Raw genomic sequence first — 16,948 nt, 5'->3', positions numbered from 1 at the left:
CATAGTCTAATTGAGGGTCATTCGGTTTAGAGCGAAGCATGAGGTTCACCACTTTCAAGAGTATACTTATATTATACCAAATTAACGCGGTAATGTGATGAACTAAAAAGAAAATAATAAAGACTGTCGAGACTTTCTCGACAGTCTGAAAAAGTACATTTATTTTGGCTTAATTTGATGATATGGCGACTTTGGGTGGAAATTAGCTACAGGGAATCCAGTTATTCTCGTTTTCAGGTGATAATCAGCAGAATTAGCTTCATAAAATCCAGTTAAATTTGTTGAAGTGCGTGCTAGTTTGACTTGGGACCGTAGATGTAGCTAGTTGGCGGTTGAAGTAAAGTGAGAAGGGTAGTTGCAGTAGCTAATATTAGCAATTACAGCAAGCGAAAGCGAGCTAGTGAGGTTAGTGCTATTGCTATTGCTAGTGATAGTGTGAGCGTGAGTGCGTCCTGTTGGACGGCTCGCGCTTTTTTGCGTGTAGCGGCATTGTGGAGGCCGGGGAGGCGAGAATTAGTCTCGGAACTCCCCCAGATTTAGCAGGCACTGAAGGCTGCTCTACGCCTGCATCGGTTTCTCACAAGCTTCCACTGGCAGGCCAGAATCAACGAGGCCTGTATCGATGGCGCGCCATAAGTAGAGCGAGCCGAAGCTGCGATAAGGCGCCCAGCCTTCAGCGGCGACGCCTAAGTAGTTTTTATCCGGGCGCTCGGGAAGCGCATGCAGCCAGCGGGCTGCACGCTGCAGACCGGCATCGCCGAGCGAAAGAATGTCGGGTCGGCCTAAGGTGAAGAGGAGGAACATTTCAGCGGTCCAGACGCCGATCCCTTTGACACTAGTCAGCTGTTTCAGAAGTTCTGTGGTATCTACATCCTGCAGCTGATCGAACATGACTTCACCGCTCAGTACCTTGGTGCTAAGGTCGCGGATGTAGCGGATTTTGGGATAGGAGACACCGCATTGACGGATAGCCTCTTCCTCTGTGGCTAAAACGTTTTCTGGTGTGATAGTGGGAATAATCGCTTTAACTCTCGTTTTGATCGTTAATGCGGCTTTGGCCGAGAGTTGCTGTGAAATAATCGACATGACGAGAGATTCATAGGGACGAAAGCTGGGTGTAAGTGTGAGCTCACCGATGAGTTCAATAAGACGTGCTAGTTTCGGGTCAGCTTGAGATAGGGCGATGATGGCAGGGTGTTGGTTATGAAGTTTAATGGTTGTAGTAGGCACAGTAGGCTGGTGCATAACAATTCCTCCTTTGAAAAATCATGTCCAAAACAGCGCATTCTCGCTACATATTCTCTCAAGAAGAGAGAAATGGGTGACTTATCCAAAATGACTCTCTTTGAGTATAATAGAAGAAAGAATGAAAGCCAAAGGGGCCGTAGCTGGAATGACAGATGAGAAACGCATAGCGTCGAGAAGGAACGTGGGGATATTTGCGCACGTTGATGCAGGGAAGACGACAACTACGGAGCATTTGCTATATCTAAGTGGGCGTATACGCGCGCTAGGTAGTGTAGATAATGGGACGGCGCAGACGGATTCTATGGAGGTTGAGCGTGAGCGGGGGATTTCGGTTCGCAGCGCAACGACGAGTCTAGTCTGGCAAAATACATGGATCAATCTGGTAGATACGCCAGGTCACGTCGATTTCTTGTCGGAGGTAGAGCGCTCCTTGCGTGTGATGGACGGAGCGATTCTGATTATTTCCGCTGTGGAGGGCGTACAGTCGCAGACGGAAATGATCTGGCATGCCCTGCAATCGCTTAAAATCCCAACGCTGCTATATATGAATAAATTGGATCGTGTCGGTGCTGACCCCGAACGTGTTCTGCTGGAGATTCATAAGCAGCTCACGGGGATGGCGGTGCCGATCTATGCGCCGCTGGGCCTTGAAGACACGTTCTGCGGAGCGCGGAACGTGCTGGACGACGCGACGCCCGCAGCCGGCGCGCTCCCTGGATTCGACCTCGCAGCCGCGGTCGAAAAGCTCTCCGAGCTCGATGAGACGCTGCTCACGAGCTACATAGAAGGTGCGCCCATAGCGGCGCACGACGTGAAGGCTGCCCTGCAGCGATACGCGCGGCAGGGGGAGGCTTACCCTTTGCTGGTCGGAGCCTCCAGCAAAGCTATCGGCATCGAGGAGCTGCTCGCAGCGATCCTCGATTACTTGCCTGAGCCGCGCGGCGATGCGGAGCAGCCGCTTTCGGCTGTGGTCTTCAAGGTCGAGCGCGACAAGACCATGGGACGCATGGCGTACGTCCGCCTCTACGAGGGGACGATCCGTAACCGGGACACCGTCGTCAATGCCACGCAAGGCGTGGAGGAGAAGGTGACCCAGATTCGCCGCATCGACGGCCGCAAAGCCGAAGATCTCGGCGTGGTCGCGGCGGGCGACATCGCGGCCGTCTGCGGCCTGACGCAGGTGCGGATCGGCGATGTGCTGGGCCGGCCGGACAGCGTGCCGCCTGCGCCGCGCATGGCGGTGCCGCTGTTGACCGTGCAGGTTCACGCCGAGAGCGATGCACAGTATCCGGCGCTCGTCGCCGCCCTGCAGGAGCTCACGGACGAAGATCCGCTGCTCGATCTGCAGTGGCTGCAGGACGAGCGCGAGCTGCACGTCAAGGTCATGGGTGCGATCCAGCTCGAGATTCTGACGAGTCTCTTAAGCTCGCGCTTCGGACTTGCGGTAAGGTTCGATCAACCTTCCGTTATCTACAAAGAAACGCCTTCGCAAGTCGGCGAAGGCTTCATTGCTTATACGATGCCCAAGCCTTGCTGGGCAATCTTACGGTTTCGCATCGAGCCTGGTACGCCGGGCAGCGGGCTCGTGTATGAGTCACAGGTACGCGGCGAGCAGCTGCTCGTGCAGTACCAAAATGAAGTAGCGCGCCGCGTGCCGGAGGCGCTGCAGCAGGGTCTGCTCGGTTGGGAAGTCACCGATGTGAAGGTGACGCTTGTGGAGGGTGAGCACCACGTGTGGCACACGCATCCGCTCGATTTTGCTGTTGCGACGCCAATGGGCATCATGCAAGGCCTCGCGCAGACAGGCACGACGCTGCTGGAGCCGATGCTCCAGGTACGCATTACCGTGCCGGAAGAGTTCGGCGGCAAGGTGCTGAGCGACCTTGTGCAGATGCGGGCGAGCTTTGATGCGCCTAGCATAGCGGGTGGTCGTTTCGTCCTAGAAGGGCGACTTCCAGTGGCAACTTCACTAGAATATCCTGTGAAGCTTAGCGCCATGTCGGGTGGGCGCGGCGTGATTACGTCCTCTTTTGCAGGCTATCAGCCAAGTCCTCCTGATGTTCATGCAGAGCGCAAACGGCGCGGCGTTAATCCGCTCGATCAATCGAAGTATATTTTGGCCGTACGAAAGGCCTTATCCAATTAAGCTCGGGTACAACCATCAACCATTGACAGGGCATCCCTCCTTTGAGTAAAATACAGGTAAGTTAATAACATGTGACGGAGAACAGGAGACTCACTTGGATTGCCCTTTGAATAAGAGAAGGCAAATCTTGGTGAGTCTTTTTGTCATGGCGATCATGTTCAGAAGTTCAGAAAATCGAGGTGAAGCGCATGTCGCTGCAGGATCAGTGTATTTTACCAGCCATCCGTAAGATGAAGGATTTAGAGAAGCTCATGAAGTCGTCGTACACGTATATCGTGCTGCTCGACAGTCATATTGGCCAGCTCAAAAGCATTGTGGACCTGGGCCGAGCCCATGGGAAGAAGATGCTGCTTCATGCGGATTTGATCGAGGGGCTGAAAAACGACGAGTTCGCGGCTGAGTTTCTGTGTCAAAGCATTCGCCCTGCGGGGATCATTTCGACGCGCGGCAATGTGATTACGAAGACAAGGCAGAACGGCTTGCTTGCGATTCAACGGCTTTTTCTGCTGGATAGCTCGGCGCTGGACAAAAGCTACACCCTGCTCGAACGCACACAGCCGGATTACATCGAGGTTATGCCAGGTGTCATCCCGCACATTATCAAAGAGGTGAAGGAGCGTTCAGGCATTCCGATTTTTGCAGGCGGGCTGATCCGTTCCATTGATGATGTGGAGCAGGCGCTTGCGGCAGGAGCGACGGCGGTGACGACCTCGAACCATGAGCTTTGGCAGCACTACGATGGCGTGATAAGGAGGCATAACTAGCATGACAACAGCGGGATCCAAGCCCTCATATATGCTTTCCCTCGATCAAGGGACAACAAGCTCTAGAGCGATTTTATTTGATCAAAAAGGAAGTATCGTGCATACCTCTCAGCAGGAGTTTAAGCAGTTTTTTCCCAAACCAGGCTGGGTAGAGCATGATGCGAACGAAATTTGGCTGTCGATTCAAAGTGTGATTGCAACGCTTCTTTCTGAGACGGGGGTGCAGCCAACGGAGATTGCGGGTATTGGCATCACGAACCAGCGGGAGACGGCGGTTGTGTGGGATAAGCATACGGGGATGCCCGTGTACCATGCGATTGTTTGGCAGTCGCGGCAGACCGCAGACATCTGTGAGGAATTGAAAGCTGCGGGTCTTAACGACCTGTTTCGGGAACGGACGGGACTACTTATTGATGCGTATTTTTCGGCGACCAAAATCAAGTGGATCCTCGATCACGTCGAGGGAGCTAGAGCAAGGGCCGAGCAGGGAGATTTTCTTTTCGGCACGATGGACACGTGGATCATTTGGAAGCTGACGGGCGGCAAGGCCCATGTCACGGATTACTCAAACGCCTCACGGACGCTCATCTACAATATTCACGAGCTGAAGTGGGACGAGGAGCTGATGGGACATTTGGACATTCCCGCAGTGATGTTGCCTGAGGTTCGTTCTTCGTCCGAGGTGTATGGGCATACGCAGGAAAGTCTGTTTTTTGGTGCGGCGATTCCAATCGCGGGCGCGGCTGGGGATCAACAGGCGGCACTGTTCGGTCAAGCATGTTTCGAGAAAGGGATGGCCAAAAACACCTACGGCACTGGCTGCTTCATGCTGATGAATACAGGGAATCATGCGATTCCGTCGCGCAGCGGCCTTTTGACTACCATAGCATGGGGCTTGAACGGGAAGGTTGAGTATGCGCTGGAGGGAAGTATTTTCGTGGCGGGCTCTGCGATCCAATGGTTGCGAGACGGGCTGCGCATGATCAAATCCGCGAAGGATTCCGAAGAGTACGCCAAACGTGTCGTTTCAACCGATGGTGTGTATGTGGTTCCAGCTTTTGTTGGGCTGGGAACGCCGTATTGGGACAGCGATGTGCGGGGCGCGGTGTTTGGGCTGACGCGGGGGACGTCGAAGGAACATTTTATCCGAGCAACGTTGGAATCACTTGCGTACCAGACGAAAGACGTGCTGCAAGCGATGGAAGATGATTCAGGCATTGAGCTTACGAAGCTTCGGGTCGACGGCGGTGTGGTGAAAAACGACTTCCTCATGCAGTTCCAAAGCGACATGCTGGGTGTCACCGTTGAGCGTCCGGTTATTAATGAAACGACGGCGCTGGGGGCGGCCTATTTGGCTGGTCTCGCGGTTGGTTTCTGGCAAGATCAGGCGGAAATTGCAGCGCAGTGGCAGGTGGATCGGGCTTTTGAGCAGGAAATGGACACAGAACTTCAAGAAAAGTTATACAGCGGATGGAAAAAGGCGGTAAATGCCGCAATTGCTTTTAAATAAATGCATAGAGTGATATACTACAACTAACAAGTTCATATTCGGTTGGAGACTAGGAGAAACCACAGCGGACCTTAACGTGCAAACGTGATAGGTATGTTGTGGTTTTTTCATATTCATAAAAAGGGAGAGATTGGGATGACAACAGGGCAAATGGAAGCTGGACAACATAAACGGATGAATCCAAGTAGACAATTTAGCGGGTTAAAAAGAAAAGAGACGCTTGAAGCGATGGCGCAGCAACAATTCGATGTGATTGTGATCGGCGGTGGGATAACCGGTGCGGGTATCGCGCTGGATGCGCAGAGTCGCGGGCTACGGACGGCGTTGATTGAGATGCAGGATTTTGCTTCGGGGACGTCGAGTCGTTCCACAAAGTTGGTGCATGGCGGTCTGCGGTATTTGAAGCAGCTGGATGTGAAGGTTGTAGCCGAAGTAGGCAAGGAACGGGCGATTGTGTATGAAAATGGCCCTCATGTAACGACGCCGGAGTGGATGCTGTTGCCCTTTTATAAAGGCGGGACATTCGGCAAGCTGTCTACGTCGCTCGGCTTAAGAGTGTACGATTTCTTGGCGGGAGTTAAGCGCTCGGAACGACGCAAAATGTTCAGCCCTGACGTGACTTTGCAGCACGAGCCTTTGTTGAAGAAGAAAGATCTCAGAGGCGGCGGCTACTACGTGGAGTATCGTACGGATGATGCGCGGCTGACCATAGAAGTTATGAAAAAAGCGGTGGAGCTCGGCRCTATGGCGGTGAATTATGCCAAGGTTGAGGAACTGATCGTGAAGGATGGCACGTTGGTTGGGGTGCGGGTTGTGGACCAGTTGGCTGGAACAGAAGGAACAGATGGGAGTGACGGGAAAGAACAAACAGCCTCCTATTCGCTGTATGCGAGTAAAATCGTGAATGCGGCTGGGCCGTGGGTAGACACTCTTCGTGAAATGGATCGCTCGAAGCAGGGTAAAACGTTGCATTTGACCAAAGGGGTGCATTTGGTTTTTGATCAGAGCCGTTTTCCGCTGGGCCAGGCGATTTACTTCGATACGCCGGACGGGCGGATGGTGTTTGCGATCCCGCGCGATGGCAAAACCTATGTCGGCACGACCGACACGAACTACAAAGGGGATATTGCGAATCCCCGTATTACTATGGCTGATCGCGCCTACGTGCTGCGTGCCGCGAACGAGATGTTTCCGTCCCTCGGGTTGACGGAGGCCGACGTCGAATCGAGCTGGACCGGGCTGCGCCCGCTGATCCATCAGGAGGGCAAAGACCCTTCCGAGATTTCGCGTCGCGACGAAATCTTCATTTCGGGCTCCGGCCTCATTTCGATGGCCGGGGGCAAGCTGACCGGCTACCGCAAAATGGCGGAGTCGGTCGTGAACCAGATCGCCGCCATGCTGGTGGCGGAGGGCAAGGTCTCGGCGGCGCTCCCGCCGAGCTGTACGATGACGCTGCCGATATCCGGCGGCGATGTGGGCGGCTCCGCGCAGCTGGCGCCTTTCTTGCGCAGCAAGGTCAGCCAAGGCCTGCGGCTGGGGCTGACCGAGCCTGAGGCGATGCTGCTCGCGCAGCGATACGGGTCCAACGTGGACACCGTATTCGCGCTGCTGGAGCAGCACAGGGGTGAAGCGGTGCGGCGGGGCATGCCTGCCGCGGTGCTCGCCGCGCTCGTGTACGCAATTGAGTACGAGATGGTCGTGAAGCCGGCGGATTTCTTCATCCGCCGCACGGGCGCCCTCTTCTTCGACATCGCGTGGGCAAGGCAGTGGAGGGCTGCAGCGACGGCCTTCCTAGCGGAGCGCTTCGGCTGGAGCGAAGCGCAGACAGCGGATTACACCGCCGAGCTGGAGCAGTTGCTCCATGAGGCGGTGCATCCGCTGGAGGCTTAAGCCTGGCATTCAAACCGCAATGATCCGATCACTTTTACAGTAATACGTAGTTTGTGAGATGTCAATTATTTGCTTTGCGGTAAAAAAACCTCTCCTGCATCGGCAGAAGAGGTTTTACGTCAATTCGCTCTTGGTTTATACTTACCGGTGTGTTTCACTTTAACATTGACCTCTATTTTATCGAGGGAATTGGCATCCAAATTGAAATCGTCATCCTTATTCAGTTCATGCCATTTTTTCGGGTAGTTTCTGTAAAGCCGTTCGCCCAACTGCAGCACATCTATTTTCTTGCTTAGCCCTATGGCATAACTTCTTCTGAGCTGATCTTCAATCACTTGCTCCGCTAGCTTCTCCATGTCCTTCGTAGAGATGTCCTCAACTAATTCGTCCACATAGGCATTCATTTTCACTTTAATATTGTAGTAGACCTTACCATCTCTAATCACAGGCAGAATATGCGATTTCGGTTTGACCATGATAATTGCCGCGACTGGCATGTTCGTGTCAGGAATATTAATCGGAGACCGCGACAGTTTCTCTTGGAGCCACCGAAATCCTAGAAGATCATGTTCGGACATCCATCCCAAGTATTTGCCATTTCGGAAATAACAAGCCCCATCAATTCTAAACATCGATTTTGCTTGTTTGTCCTCGGTCCAATTGTTTTTGTCAAGGGAAATCGAAGGAAGCATGGCTGTTTGTCCAGCTTCATTTACCTGCGAAATAAACTTAAAGCCGTAGAGCGGGGTAATATACGAGCGCTGAGAATAGATTTGCGAAGGACTATCCAATAAGGATTCGATTGGTGATACATTCAGAATCGATTTCTGTGAAAAAATATCCCGCAACGGCTTTTTTGTCCCATACAACAAAACGTTATACCGGATTTCACGAAAGCGGTTCATCATATCGTAAGCCTCTTTGACTCTTTGACCACTATTTACAAATCTTTCACTGCAAACAATCGATTTCACATGCCCCCAGGACACTCTTAACTGGGAAGTTGCGTAAATGGCATTAAACGATTCGGTAATCGTAGATCCTTCTCCCTTCCCAATCCATGCGGGGATATTTTCCCCTAACTTTGTTCCCTCGCTTTTGGCCAAATTTACAAAATTGAGTACCTGTACATAGGTAACATATTTTCCATCTTCGTAATCCAGTCCGATAGCCGTTACATAGGCCATATTCTGGATATCTTTGGAGTTCCAACACCCTGTTTGCACAAATAGGCAAGTTGTGATGATAAGAAGGAGACCGAGTGCTCTCATTCGGTGTCTTTCCCTTGATGATCTGGATCAATTGTACGCAGAATTTGCGGACGATTTCTCATTTCACTCCATGGGAACCTTAGAAAGCTCCTAAATACGTCTTTATAAATGAGAGGAGACAACGGAGAAAAGAAAGGAATGCCGAATGATTTGAGCCGGGACATGTGGAACACCAACAAAATCAAGCCCAAGATAAGTCCGTACATCCCAACGACCGCTGAAAGCAGGAAAATTAACACTCTGGCCACACTGACACCTGTGCTCAAGGATTGATTGACAAGCGTAGCTCCCGTGATTGCGGTAATGGCCCCAACAACGACAACTGAAGGCGAAACCAAGCCCGCGCGTATAGAGGCATCACCAATGACCAGTCCACCGATGACCGTTAAGGTTTGTCCGATTGAGCTGGGCAATCGCACACCAGCTTCTTTAAAAACCTCAAGGAAAAACAGTAAGGATAGCATTTCCATTTGAGCGGATAAGGGTACACCGCTTCGTGCTACCGATATCGTCGCCATGAGATGCAATGGAACTTGATCTTGGTGAAATGCAACTAGGGATACCCATAAGCCGGGCAAAAGGATAGAAATCCAAAAGCTTAATAAACGGATTATACGTGCGAAGGAAACGTATTGATAGCTGAAATGAATATCCTCAGGTGATTTCATCATCAATGAAAAGGACCCTGGAGCAATTAAAATCAGCGGGTTGCCATCGACAATAAGTATTAATCTCCCCGACAGTAAGCAGTTAACCGCATAATCGGGCCTACCCGTGAAGTCAGTCAAAGGAAATAACGCAAATTTCGAATCAGTAAGCGCTTCTTCCACTTGAGAGATGCTATAAATGCCGTCGACATTAATTTTATTCAAGCGAGATCGAACTTCTACCAGAATATCAGGAGCCAGAATGTCCTGAAAATACATGAATCCGATTTTCGTCCTCGTTCTTCTGCCGAGAGTGAGCGTTTCGCAGCATAAGGAACTACTTCGTATCCGTTTGCGAATCAAAGCAATGTTTGTCGCCAAATCTTCTACGAATCCATCTTTCGGTCCTTTGATCGATATCTCGGTGCTTGATTCCTCAGGTGTGCGCTGCGGGCGATTGCAAATGTTAAGCTTGTACATCGCGTCCGATGCCAAGAAAATGAGAAGAAGATCCCCTTGGAAGACGGCATCCGTTAATTCTTGTTCCGTTGCTTCTCCCTCAAAGGAAATGAGCGGTAATGCGCCAAGCGCATAGCCGTTCTGCAAATATTCGAAACCATTTTCTTGGTAAACGGTGTTCAACGCGGGCAGGACGACTTTCCCTATTTGAGGGGTATCGCATAAACCCTCTGCATAGATCATCATAATTGCGGACGACGGATCATCCTCGGCAAAAAAGTAAACCTGAATTTGCACATCAGAGCAATTTGCGAATAATTGCCGCAGCATGTGCTCTTTCGTTACGTTGTCCGATAGAGCTTCGCTACCGTTCATGTTGTTCTCTCCTTAGCGGGTTTGGCCCTCCACGCAATAAAGGCCAAAACAATGGTTATGATCATGGTGAAAATCAATGATATGGGAAAATATATTTTATACATCAACAAATAAAACGAAGTTTGGTTTGTAATAATGATAGAAAATACGAGAAAGCTGAGCGTTATTATCAAAATGAACCAACCTCGCGTTTTTGCCTTTTTAAACGAAATGATATCCGCCAATAAAAACTGAGCAAGACTGATTCGTACTGTTGCTCCAGCCAACCATTGAAACACCGACAAGAAATCGACGTGCTCGATATAATTGCCGATTCGAACAAGACGCCATTGCTCATAAGGAGAAACCATCTGCTTGGCGGCTTCTTTAGGACCGAATTCCGTGATCGCTCCTACAAGAGGGCCTAATGTTATGTATACCAAAATCGTACCGAGCAGCATCATTTGCCAAAACTGCATTTTCGATTTCAGACGATGCTGAAGCATTAGCATCAGCATGATCTCCACTAAAGCTCCACCTACATAAACCATACCATCCATGGCAGGCTTCCAGCCGTGCTCAAGAAAGGGCTTAAGCAGCGTGTAATCTTTCTCCGTCATATTTGCAAAGGAAACGAAATATCCAAACAAGACGACAAGAGGAAGCAAGATGCCAGCACCTATCGCAATCGTGTGAATGCCATTATAAGCCGAGTAATAACAAACCAATACGAGGACAATTATCATTATATATTGTGGGGTCGCAGGCAAATAATTAGTGACCGTCCAGATCTCCGTTTGGATGATCGTCATGACTCCAATCATAAACAACTCCACGCAAATCGGAGCAAGTATCAGCCAAGTAATTATAGGGTTCGTTTGGTTCGACAACCAGGTTCGCAGCTTCTGCTGACCTGATTTTTTCATAATATAAACAAGAAGAGCGCACCATGGAATATATAGAACGGCCGTCATGAGAACAGATATCCAAGCATCTCTGCCCGATGCATCCAGCACCAGCGGATTTACAATAACATGACTGAGTAAACCATTGAACAGCATCATGACCATAATGATTGATACAATACCGATTTTATCTTTTGTTCCGTCCATATCGTTTTCACCACCCGTTGCCATGAATGTCCAGTTATTTCCACAATAATCTTTTGTAATATATCCCTTTAGAGCATTTATTATCCATCAGGTTGCGTCACTCACATTCGGTTACTAATAACGTCGAATAAGCCTATGCGCAATGGCATGGGCTTATTCGACATCTTCATTTTTCATATATGTAAATCGTAATTTCGCACCTCTAAAAGGAACCCGTTATTCTCAAAGGGATGTGGTATTATTGATTTAACCATAATTTCGGTGGACATGCTGCCAGACAAGTAGGATTAAGTGCTCTCTTACCACTCCGCCACCGTACCATCCTCTTGGCGCCAAATCGGATTCTTCCAATTGTGCCCGATGGCCGCCATTTCGCGGACCTTCTCTTCATTGATTTCGATCCCTAGACCGGGAGCCGTTAAATTCTTTACGAAGCCATTTTCATATTGGAAGACGGAAGGATCTTTCAAGTAATCCAGCAGATCGCTGCCTTGATTATAATGAATACCCAAGCTTTGCTCCTGAATGAATGCATTAGGCGAGCAGGTATCCAACTGTAGACAGGAAGCTAATGCTATAGGACCAAGCGGACAATGCGGAGCGATGGCAATGTCATAGGCTTCGGCCATTGCGGCAATTTTCCGGGTTTCTAAGATACCTCCAGCATGCGAAAGATCAGGTTGAATGATATCGACGATACCTTGGGCGAGTAGTTCTTTAAAGCCCCAGCGCGTGTACATGCGCTCTCCTGTGGCGATAGGACACGACGTATAACGAGCGATCTCTCTCAGCGCTTCATTGTTCTCAGGCAGAACGGGCTCTTCGATGAACATCGGGCGATACGGCTCGAGCTCTTTCACGATGATTTTGGCCATCGATTTATGAACGCGGCCGTGGAAGTCTATGCCGATGCCGACATCTTTGCCAACGGCTTCGCGGACGGCCGCAATGCGGGCAATGGCTTCATCTACTTTGCGGATCGAATCTATATAATGAAGTTCTTCCGTAGCATTCATTTTTACCGCGGTGAAGCCAGCTTGGACTTGCAACTTAGCAGCTTGACCAACGTCACTTGGGCGGTCGCCGCCAATCCAGGAGTAGACACGCGTGCGGTCGCGGCAAGCTCCCCCTAATAGATCGTAAACAGGGGCGTTGTAGAATTTGCCCTTAATGTCCCAGAGTGCTTGTTCGATACCAGAAATCGCACTGGAAAGAATAGGGCCTCCACGATAAAACCCGCCGCGGTATAGTACCTGAAACATATCTTCGATTCGCATCGGGTCCTTGCCAATGATATGGTCGCTCATTTCCATCACGGCTGCAGCGACCGTATCGGCTTTTCCTTCAACGACAGGTTCTCCCCAACCCGTGATCCCCTCATCCGTTTCGATTTTCAAAAATAACCATCTTGGCGGTACTTTGAACAATTCTAATTTTGTGATTTTCACGGTTTACTTCCTCTCCCTGTAACTTAGATTGTTTGAAAGTTCACTGCATGTACGGCCGCCATGAGCTGCTCGGCATAAGTCGTAATCGCACTGTAATTACCTTGTTGAATTTCGTTAAGCGCTACCAAATTTCCTCCTATACCTACGGAGGAGGCGCCAGCTTGCAAATACGAAGGCGCATTTTCTTTCGTTATCCCTCCGACTGCAAGGATATTGAGTTCATTTAGAGGACCTCTGAGCTCTTTTAAATACGACGGCCCTAAGCTGGAGCAAGGAAAAAGCTTAACAATCGGAGCGCCGTAATTCATGGCCTGCACGATTTCGGTTGGTGTCATTGCACCCGGCATCGGAGTTACTTGATGTGCTAATGCTGTCTCAATCATGCCTAGATCGACATTCGGGGAAATAAGGAACTCTGCGCCTGCTTGTATGGCTTCTAAGGCTTTACTCGCATTAAGGACTGTCCCAGCTCCAATTATCATCCGGCCATTATACTTTTCACGCATGTGATCTATGATTTGGAGCGCATTCGGTGTATTCAAAGTTACTTCTGCAAGTTGAATCCCCCCTGCAGCGAGTGCCTCGAATAGAGGGGGAGCCTGCGAGAGTTCAATACCGCGAATGATGGCAATAACTTTGGACTCTTTTAATGTATTCAATACGTCAGACATGGCACAACTCATGCTCCCTTCTGATTAAGAATATTGATCGCGATACTCCTGAGGGGTCATCCCGTAATGCTTTTTGAAAGCATGATTAAAGGAGTGCGGACGTTGGTATCCGAGCTGCGTAGCGATTTCGTAAATTTTATCGTGACCGTTTTTCAATAGATAGGAAGCTTTATCCATACGTACCCGATTGACGTAGTCGCTGAGATTATCGCCAGTTTCCAACTTATAAATTTTAGACACATAAACAGGGTGGAGATAAACGTGATCCGCAATCGATTGCAAAGAAACATCACTGGCTAGATGCAGATCAATAAAAGATCGAATGTCATTAATTAGGGTGGTCCGACTATCTTTTCTCTCTTGATCCATATCCTCAATCATCCGATGTAAGGAGCGAATGGACCATTCACGCAATTGGTTCACGCTGCGGAAGGGAATGCCTTCCGTCATTTTCTCGTAGTCCCCGCCAATGAGCTGGTGCAAGGGTCTGCCGTTTTTATGAGCAATGTAAGCAAACGCGGATGCAACCGAGAAGTAAACTTCCAACAGGTGCTCTTGGGACTCCGAGAATTTGGCTTCCATTTCGTCGAAAATCAATGAAAGCTTCTCTTCGGTATCTTCCCAGCGGGCTGCCTCCAAGAGATGATTGAGCGTAGGAGGTTCATACAGTTTCTGCAAAGCGGAAAGCTCCGTTTGGGCGGAGTCTTCGCCGAGTACCATTAATAATTCATGTTCGCTCCCAATACGCTTACGAAAGGCACTCAGAGAGGAGTTATATAAGGTTGTGATATCGCCAGGGAACTCCCCCCAACTACTGAGCAGAATGGAGATTTTGCCCTTCAAATAATTGTTCACAGCGGATTGGAGGACAGCTGCTGTTCGTTCAAGCCAAGCGGGATCTTCCTTCTCGGTAGTAACCGGCTTCCGTTTCATGATGAAAACCAAATAATCATGTGCGTCTTTCGTAGACCAGCTATCGAATTTCTCGGCAAATAATTCCTCAACCATATTACTGATGGCATATTCCATTAAGGATAGACGCCCCATATCATATTCAAGGAAGTCAGATTCAAGTCGAATCATCATACATATACAAGTCTGTTCATGAAAATCAGGGAGTTCCAGCATATGCATTTTTTCTTGAAGCGATTGCTCAGAGAGTTTGCGTCCCTGAAGGAGATCATTCAGCAAGTTTCCTCGTAATAGAGGCAGGTTTTCTTTGAACGTGTAAGTAAGCCGCTGGGTGGAGATGACTTCTTGCCATTCCTTCTGAAGCTTATCCATGACCCGACCAACCGTAGTTAGCAAATCCTTCTCTGTAACGGGCTTCAATAAATAATCCTCCGTACCTTGAAGGATGGCCTCTTTGGCGTAGTTGAAATCAGAGTAACCCGATAAGAGAATACACTTCGTTTTCTGCCATCTATCTTTGATTTCAGCAATCAGTTCCAAGCCAGTAATCCCCGGCATTTGAATGTCCGTAATGACGATATCAATGGAAAATTGCTCAAGCAGCTCCAACGCTTCTTTACCCGAATAAGCTTTGAAAATTTGTTCGATGCCCAGCGACGCCCAGTCAATCGTGGCGTGCAGCCGATCTACTACATGCGCTTCATCATCAACAATGAGAAGTTGAATCATGGTCTTCTCTCCTGAGCAGCTGGAAGAGTTTCCAGCTGCTTCTCACGCTTCCAAGTCAACACAGCTTTCATGCCCCCATCTTCTCCTAATTKAAAAGTCAGCCCGGATCCTTCTCCAAATTGATAAAATAGCCGATGATGAATATTCCATGTGCCACAGCCAATGTCATCGGATATTGGTTGCTCCAGCTGTTTTGATAGTTGAGTTAATTTCTCTTGGCTCAGTCCAAGGCCGTTATCCTCGACAATCACTCGGTTCCAGTCCCCATCTTGCTCGCCCTTGATGGTGATGCGGTCACTTTCCATACTGCGTTCAATACCATGAAGAATGGCGTTCTCCACCAAAGGTTGAAGAATAAGCCTAGGCACCGATTCGTTCAACATCTCATCCGGAATGCGAATGTCGTACACTAGCCGATGAATACGCAACTGCTGAATGTTTAAATAGTGAATAACGAAATTCACCTCTTCCTGCAGCCGTACGACTTGTTTCTCGACTCTTGTTGTATACCGATAAAACTMGGCTAAATTTTGTGACATCGCCACAACGGACTCTTTATCCTCCATCTCGGCCGAATTGATAATGAAGAATAACGAATTATACAGAAAGTGCGGATGGATCTGTGACTGCAGTTGTTTCAAAGTGGCTTCGCGCGAGCGTATTTTCTCCGCATAAACATCTTCAACCAGCACTTGAATTTGCGTCGCCATTTCATTAAATCGTTGAATAAGGAAATCAAATTCATTCTTGGCTTTGTAGTCGATGCGTGCTGATAGGTCGCCCCTTTTCACCTTCTGTACACTTTGAATCATCTTGCCGATAGGTATCTGTACATTCCGATACAAGATAAAAGAAGCTAACACACTCATCATGAGCAAAAGTCCGATCGAGATGTAAAACAATTTGCGGGTCATGGTAATCGGAGACAGTATTTTCTGAACGGGCACATAGTCGACCAAATACCAATCCAGTTGCGTTGATTTCACATAGCTGACCAGATACTGCTGTTTATTGATTTTTATTTGCATTTGGCCAGAGAGCGGTAGTGTAGATCCAGTTAGTTGTTCCCTGATCGAGGCCGTAATGGACGGATCTGAGGAACTGTTAAAAATGGAGGCCTGCCCACCATCCACCAAAAAAGGATCGCTTCGTTTATCTTTCTTATACACATCCAACAGCTGAACCATATTCTGTACACTAAATCTCACTTGATAAAGCACATTCGTTTGATCCACAACTTGCGCACGAATGGGCTCGCTAACCTCCCTGATGAACGATCCTACACCTTTGTCACCTTCACGTACTTCATAGGTCCAAGTTCTCTGAATCGGTCGATGCCAAGGCCAGGCGTCTGTACCATTTACGAAGATGCTGGAGGATAGTACTTGCTTCCCTCTGGGAATAGCTATCGTGAGTTCATTTACCCAACCGCTGGAGACACTTTGCAGGCTAAGCTTTTGGATGATGCGCGATTGTTCCTTCAACATGTCATAATCTGGCGAATCGTTCTTATCGATGTATTCCCTCACATAGGGGTCACTTCCCAATATCACGGGAGACATCGCTAATCGCTCCACATCTGCATCCAGCTGGTGCATAAAAAAAGACAGTTGGTTCAAATTGGACGATTGTATCTGATCTTGAACGACATTGTTTGTAATTCTATTCGTATAACTGTAGAGCAGAACAATTGGAATGAGAAGCAGAACCAATAAGATTAAGATTTTGCTGAAAATATTCAGTTTATAGGGCATCATACGAAATCACCTTCCACGTATCTGCTAAGC

General features: G+C 49.0%; 12 protein-coding genes. 4 read left to right on the top strand and 8 right to left on the bottom strand.

The window, feature by feature from the left end:
* Positions 1–558 precede the first annotated feature (558 nt).
* Entirely contained in the window at positions 559–1,245 is a 687-nt protein-coding gene (locus AC1DLM_RS13025; protein ID WP_477570180.1) for a DNA-3-methyladenine glycosylase family protein, read from the bottom strand.
* A 148-nt stretch (positions 1,246–1,393) separates the two neighbouring features.
* On the opposite strand from AC1DLM_RS13025, the gene AC1DLM_RS13020 reads away from it, so the two are divergent.
* From AC1DLM_RS13020 to AC1DLM_RS13005, 4 genes are all read left to right on the top strand, one after another.
* Positions 1,394–3,394 carry a GTP-binding protein gene (locus AC1DLM_RS13020; protein ID WP_477570179.1) on the top strand — a complete coding sequence of 667 codons (2,001 nt, stop codon included), beginning with the start codon at positions 1,394–1,396 and terminating at the stop codon, positions 3,392–3,394.
* A 188-nt stretch (positions 3,395–3,582) separates the two neighbouring features.
* A complete protein-coding gene (locus AC1DLM_RS13015) occupies positions 3,583–4,158 on the top strand; it encodes a glycerol-3-phosphate responsive antiterminator (RefSeq protein ID WP_441989763.1) in 576 nt (191 codons plus the stop codon).
* Position 4,159: 1 nt separating this feature from the next.
* The gene (gene glpK, locus AC1DLM_RS13010; protein ID WP_477570178.1) at positions 4,160–5,668 is read left to right on the top strand and encodes a glycerol kinase GlpK; all 1,509 of its coding nucleotides are present in this window, start codon (positions 4,160–4,162) and stop codon (positions 5,666–5,668) included.
* Positions 5,669–5,803: 135 nt separating this feature from the next.
* Positions 5,804–7,558 carry a glycerol-3-phosphate dehydrogenase/oxidase gene (locus AC1DLM_RS13005; protein WP_477570177.1) on the top strand — a complete coding sequence of 585 codons (1,755 nt, stop codon included), beginning with the start codon at positions 5,804–5,806 and terminating at the stop codon, positions 7,556–7,558.
* A gap of 119 nt (positions 7,559–7,677) precedes the next feature.
* Here AC1DLM_RS13005 and AC1DLM_RS13000 read toward each other — a convergent pair whose 3' ends face one another.
* From AC1DLM_RS13000 to AC1DLM_RS12970, 7 genes are all read right to left on the bottom strand, one after another.
* On the bottom strand, positions 7,678–8,829 hold the full coding sequence (locus tag AC1DLM_RS13000) for a Ger(x)C family spore germination protein (RefSeq protein ID WP_441989754.1): 1,152 nt from the start codon (positions 8,827–8,829) through the stop codon (positions 7,678–7,680).
* Entirely contained in the window at positions 8,826–10,310 is a 1,485-nt protein-coding gene (locus AC1DLM_RS12995) for a spore germination protein (RefSeq protein WP_441989753.1), read from the bottom strand. Before AC1DLM_RS12995 ends, AC1DLM_RS13000 begins: the two co-directional genes overlap by 4 nt.
* Complete coding sequence (locus tag AC1DLM_RS12990; RefSeq protein WP_441989752.1) at positions 10,307–11,401, bottom strand: GerAB/ArcD/ProY family transporter; 1,095 nt, start codon at positions 11,399–11,401, stop codon at positions 10,307–10,309. Before AC1DLM_RS12990 ends, AC1DLM_RS12995 begins: the two co-directional genes overlap by 4 nt.
* A 299-nt stretch (positions 11,402–11,700) precedes the next feature.
* Positions 11,701–12,849, bottom strand: coding sequence for a galactonate dehydratase (dgoD, locus tag AC1DLM_RS12985; protein ID WP_441989751.1), 1,149 nt, complete (start codon positions 12,847–12,849; stop codon positions 11,701–11,703).
* Between the two features lie 23 nt (positions 12,850–12,872).
* Positions 12,873–13,520 carry a bifunctional 4-hydroxy-2-oxoglutarate aldolase/2-dehydro-3-deoxy-phosphogluconate aldolase gene (locus AC1DLM_RS12980; RefSeq protein WP_477570176.1) on the bottom strand — a complete coding sequence of 216 codons (648 nt, stop codon included), beginning with the start codon at positions 13,518–13,520 and terminating at the stop codon, positions 12,873–12,875.
* A gap of 24 nt (positions 13,521–13,544) precedes the next feature.
* A complete protein-coding gene (locus AC1DLM_RS12975; RefSeq protein WP_477570175.1) occupies positions 13,545–15,161 on the bottom strand; it encodes a response regulator transcription factor in 1,617 nt (538 codons plus the stop codon).
* Positions 15,158–16,918, bottom strand: coding sequence for a sensor histidine kinase (locus AC1DLM_RS12970; RefSeq protein ID WP_477570174.1), 1,761 nt, complete (start codon positions 16,916–16,918; stop codon positions 15,158–15,160). Before AC1DLM_RS12970 ends, AC1DLM_RS12975 begins: the two co-directional genes overlap by 4 nt.
* Positions 16,919–16,948 lie beyond the last annotated feature (30 nt).

Source organism: Paenibacillus sp. 01T442, assembly GCF_056398345.1.
The sequence above is the reverse complement of the archived record's forward strand: the minus strand, read 5'-3'. Positions and strand labels throughout refer to the sequence as shown.

Excerpts from the sequence above, each read along its gene's own strand:
- AC1DLM_RS12990 (WP_441989752.1), bottom strand. The coding sequence starts at position 11,401 with ATGGACGGAACAAAAGATAAAATCGGTATTGTATCAATCATTATGGTC.
- AC1DLM_RS13020 (WP_477570179.1), top strand. The coding sequence starts at position 1,394 with ATGACAGATGAGAAACGCATAGCGTCGAGAAGGAACGTGGGGATATTT.
- AC1DLM_RS12975 (WP_477570175.1), bottom strand. The coding sequence starts at position 15,161 with ATGATTCAACTTCTCATTGTTGATGATGAAGCGCATGTAGTAGATCGG.
- AC1DLM_RS12980 (WP_477570176.1), bottom strand. The coding sequence starts at position 13,520 with ATGTCTGACGTATTGAATACATTAAAAGAGTCCAAAGTTATTGCCATC.
- AC1DLM_RS13015 (WP_441989763.1), top strand. The coding sequence starts at position 3,583 with ATGTCGCTGCAGGATCAGTGTATTTTACCAGCCATCCGTAAGATGAAG.
- AC1DLM_RS13025 (WP_477570180.1), bottom strand. The coding sequence starts at position 1,245 with ATGCACCAGCCTACTGTGCCTACTACAACCATTAAACTTCATAACCAA.
- AC1DLM_RS12995 (WP_441989753.1), bottom strand. The coding sequence starts at position 10,310 with ATGAACGGTAGCGAAGCTCTATCGGACAACGTAACGAAAGAGCACATG.
- glpK (WP_477570178.1), top strand. The coding sequence starts at position 4,160 with ATGACAACAGCGGGATCCAAGCCCTCATATATGCTTTCCCTCGATCAA.
- AC1DLM_RS13000 (WP_441989754.1), bottom strand. The coding sequence starts at position 8,829 with ATGAGAGCACTCGGTCTCCTTCTTATCATCACAACTTGCCTATTTGTG.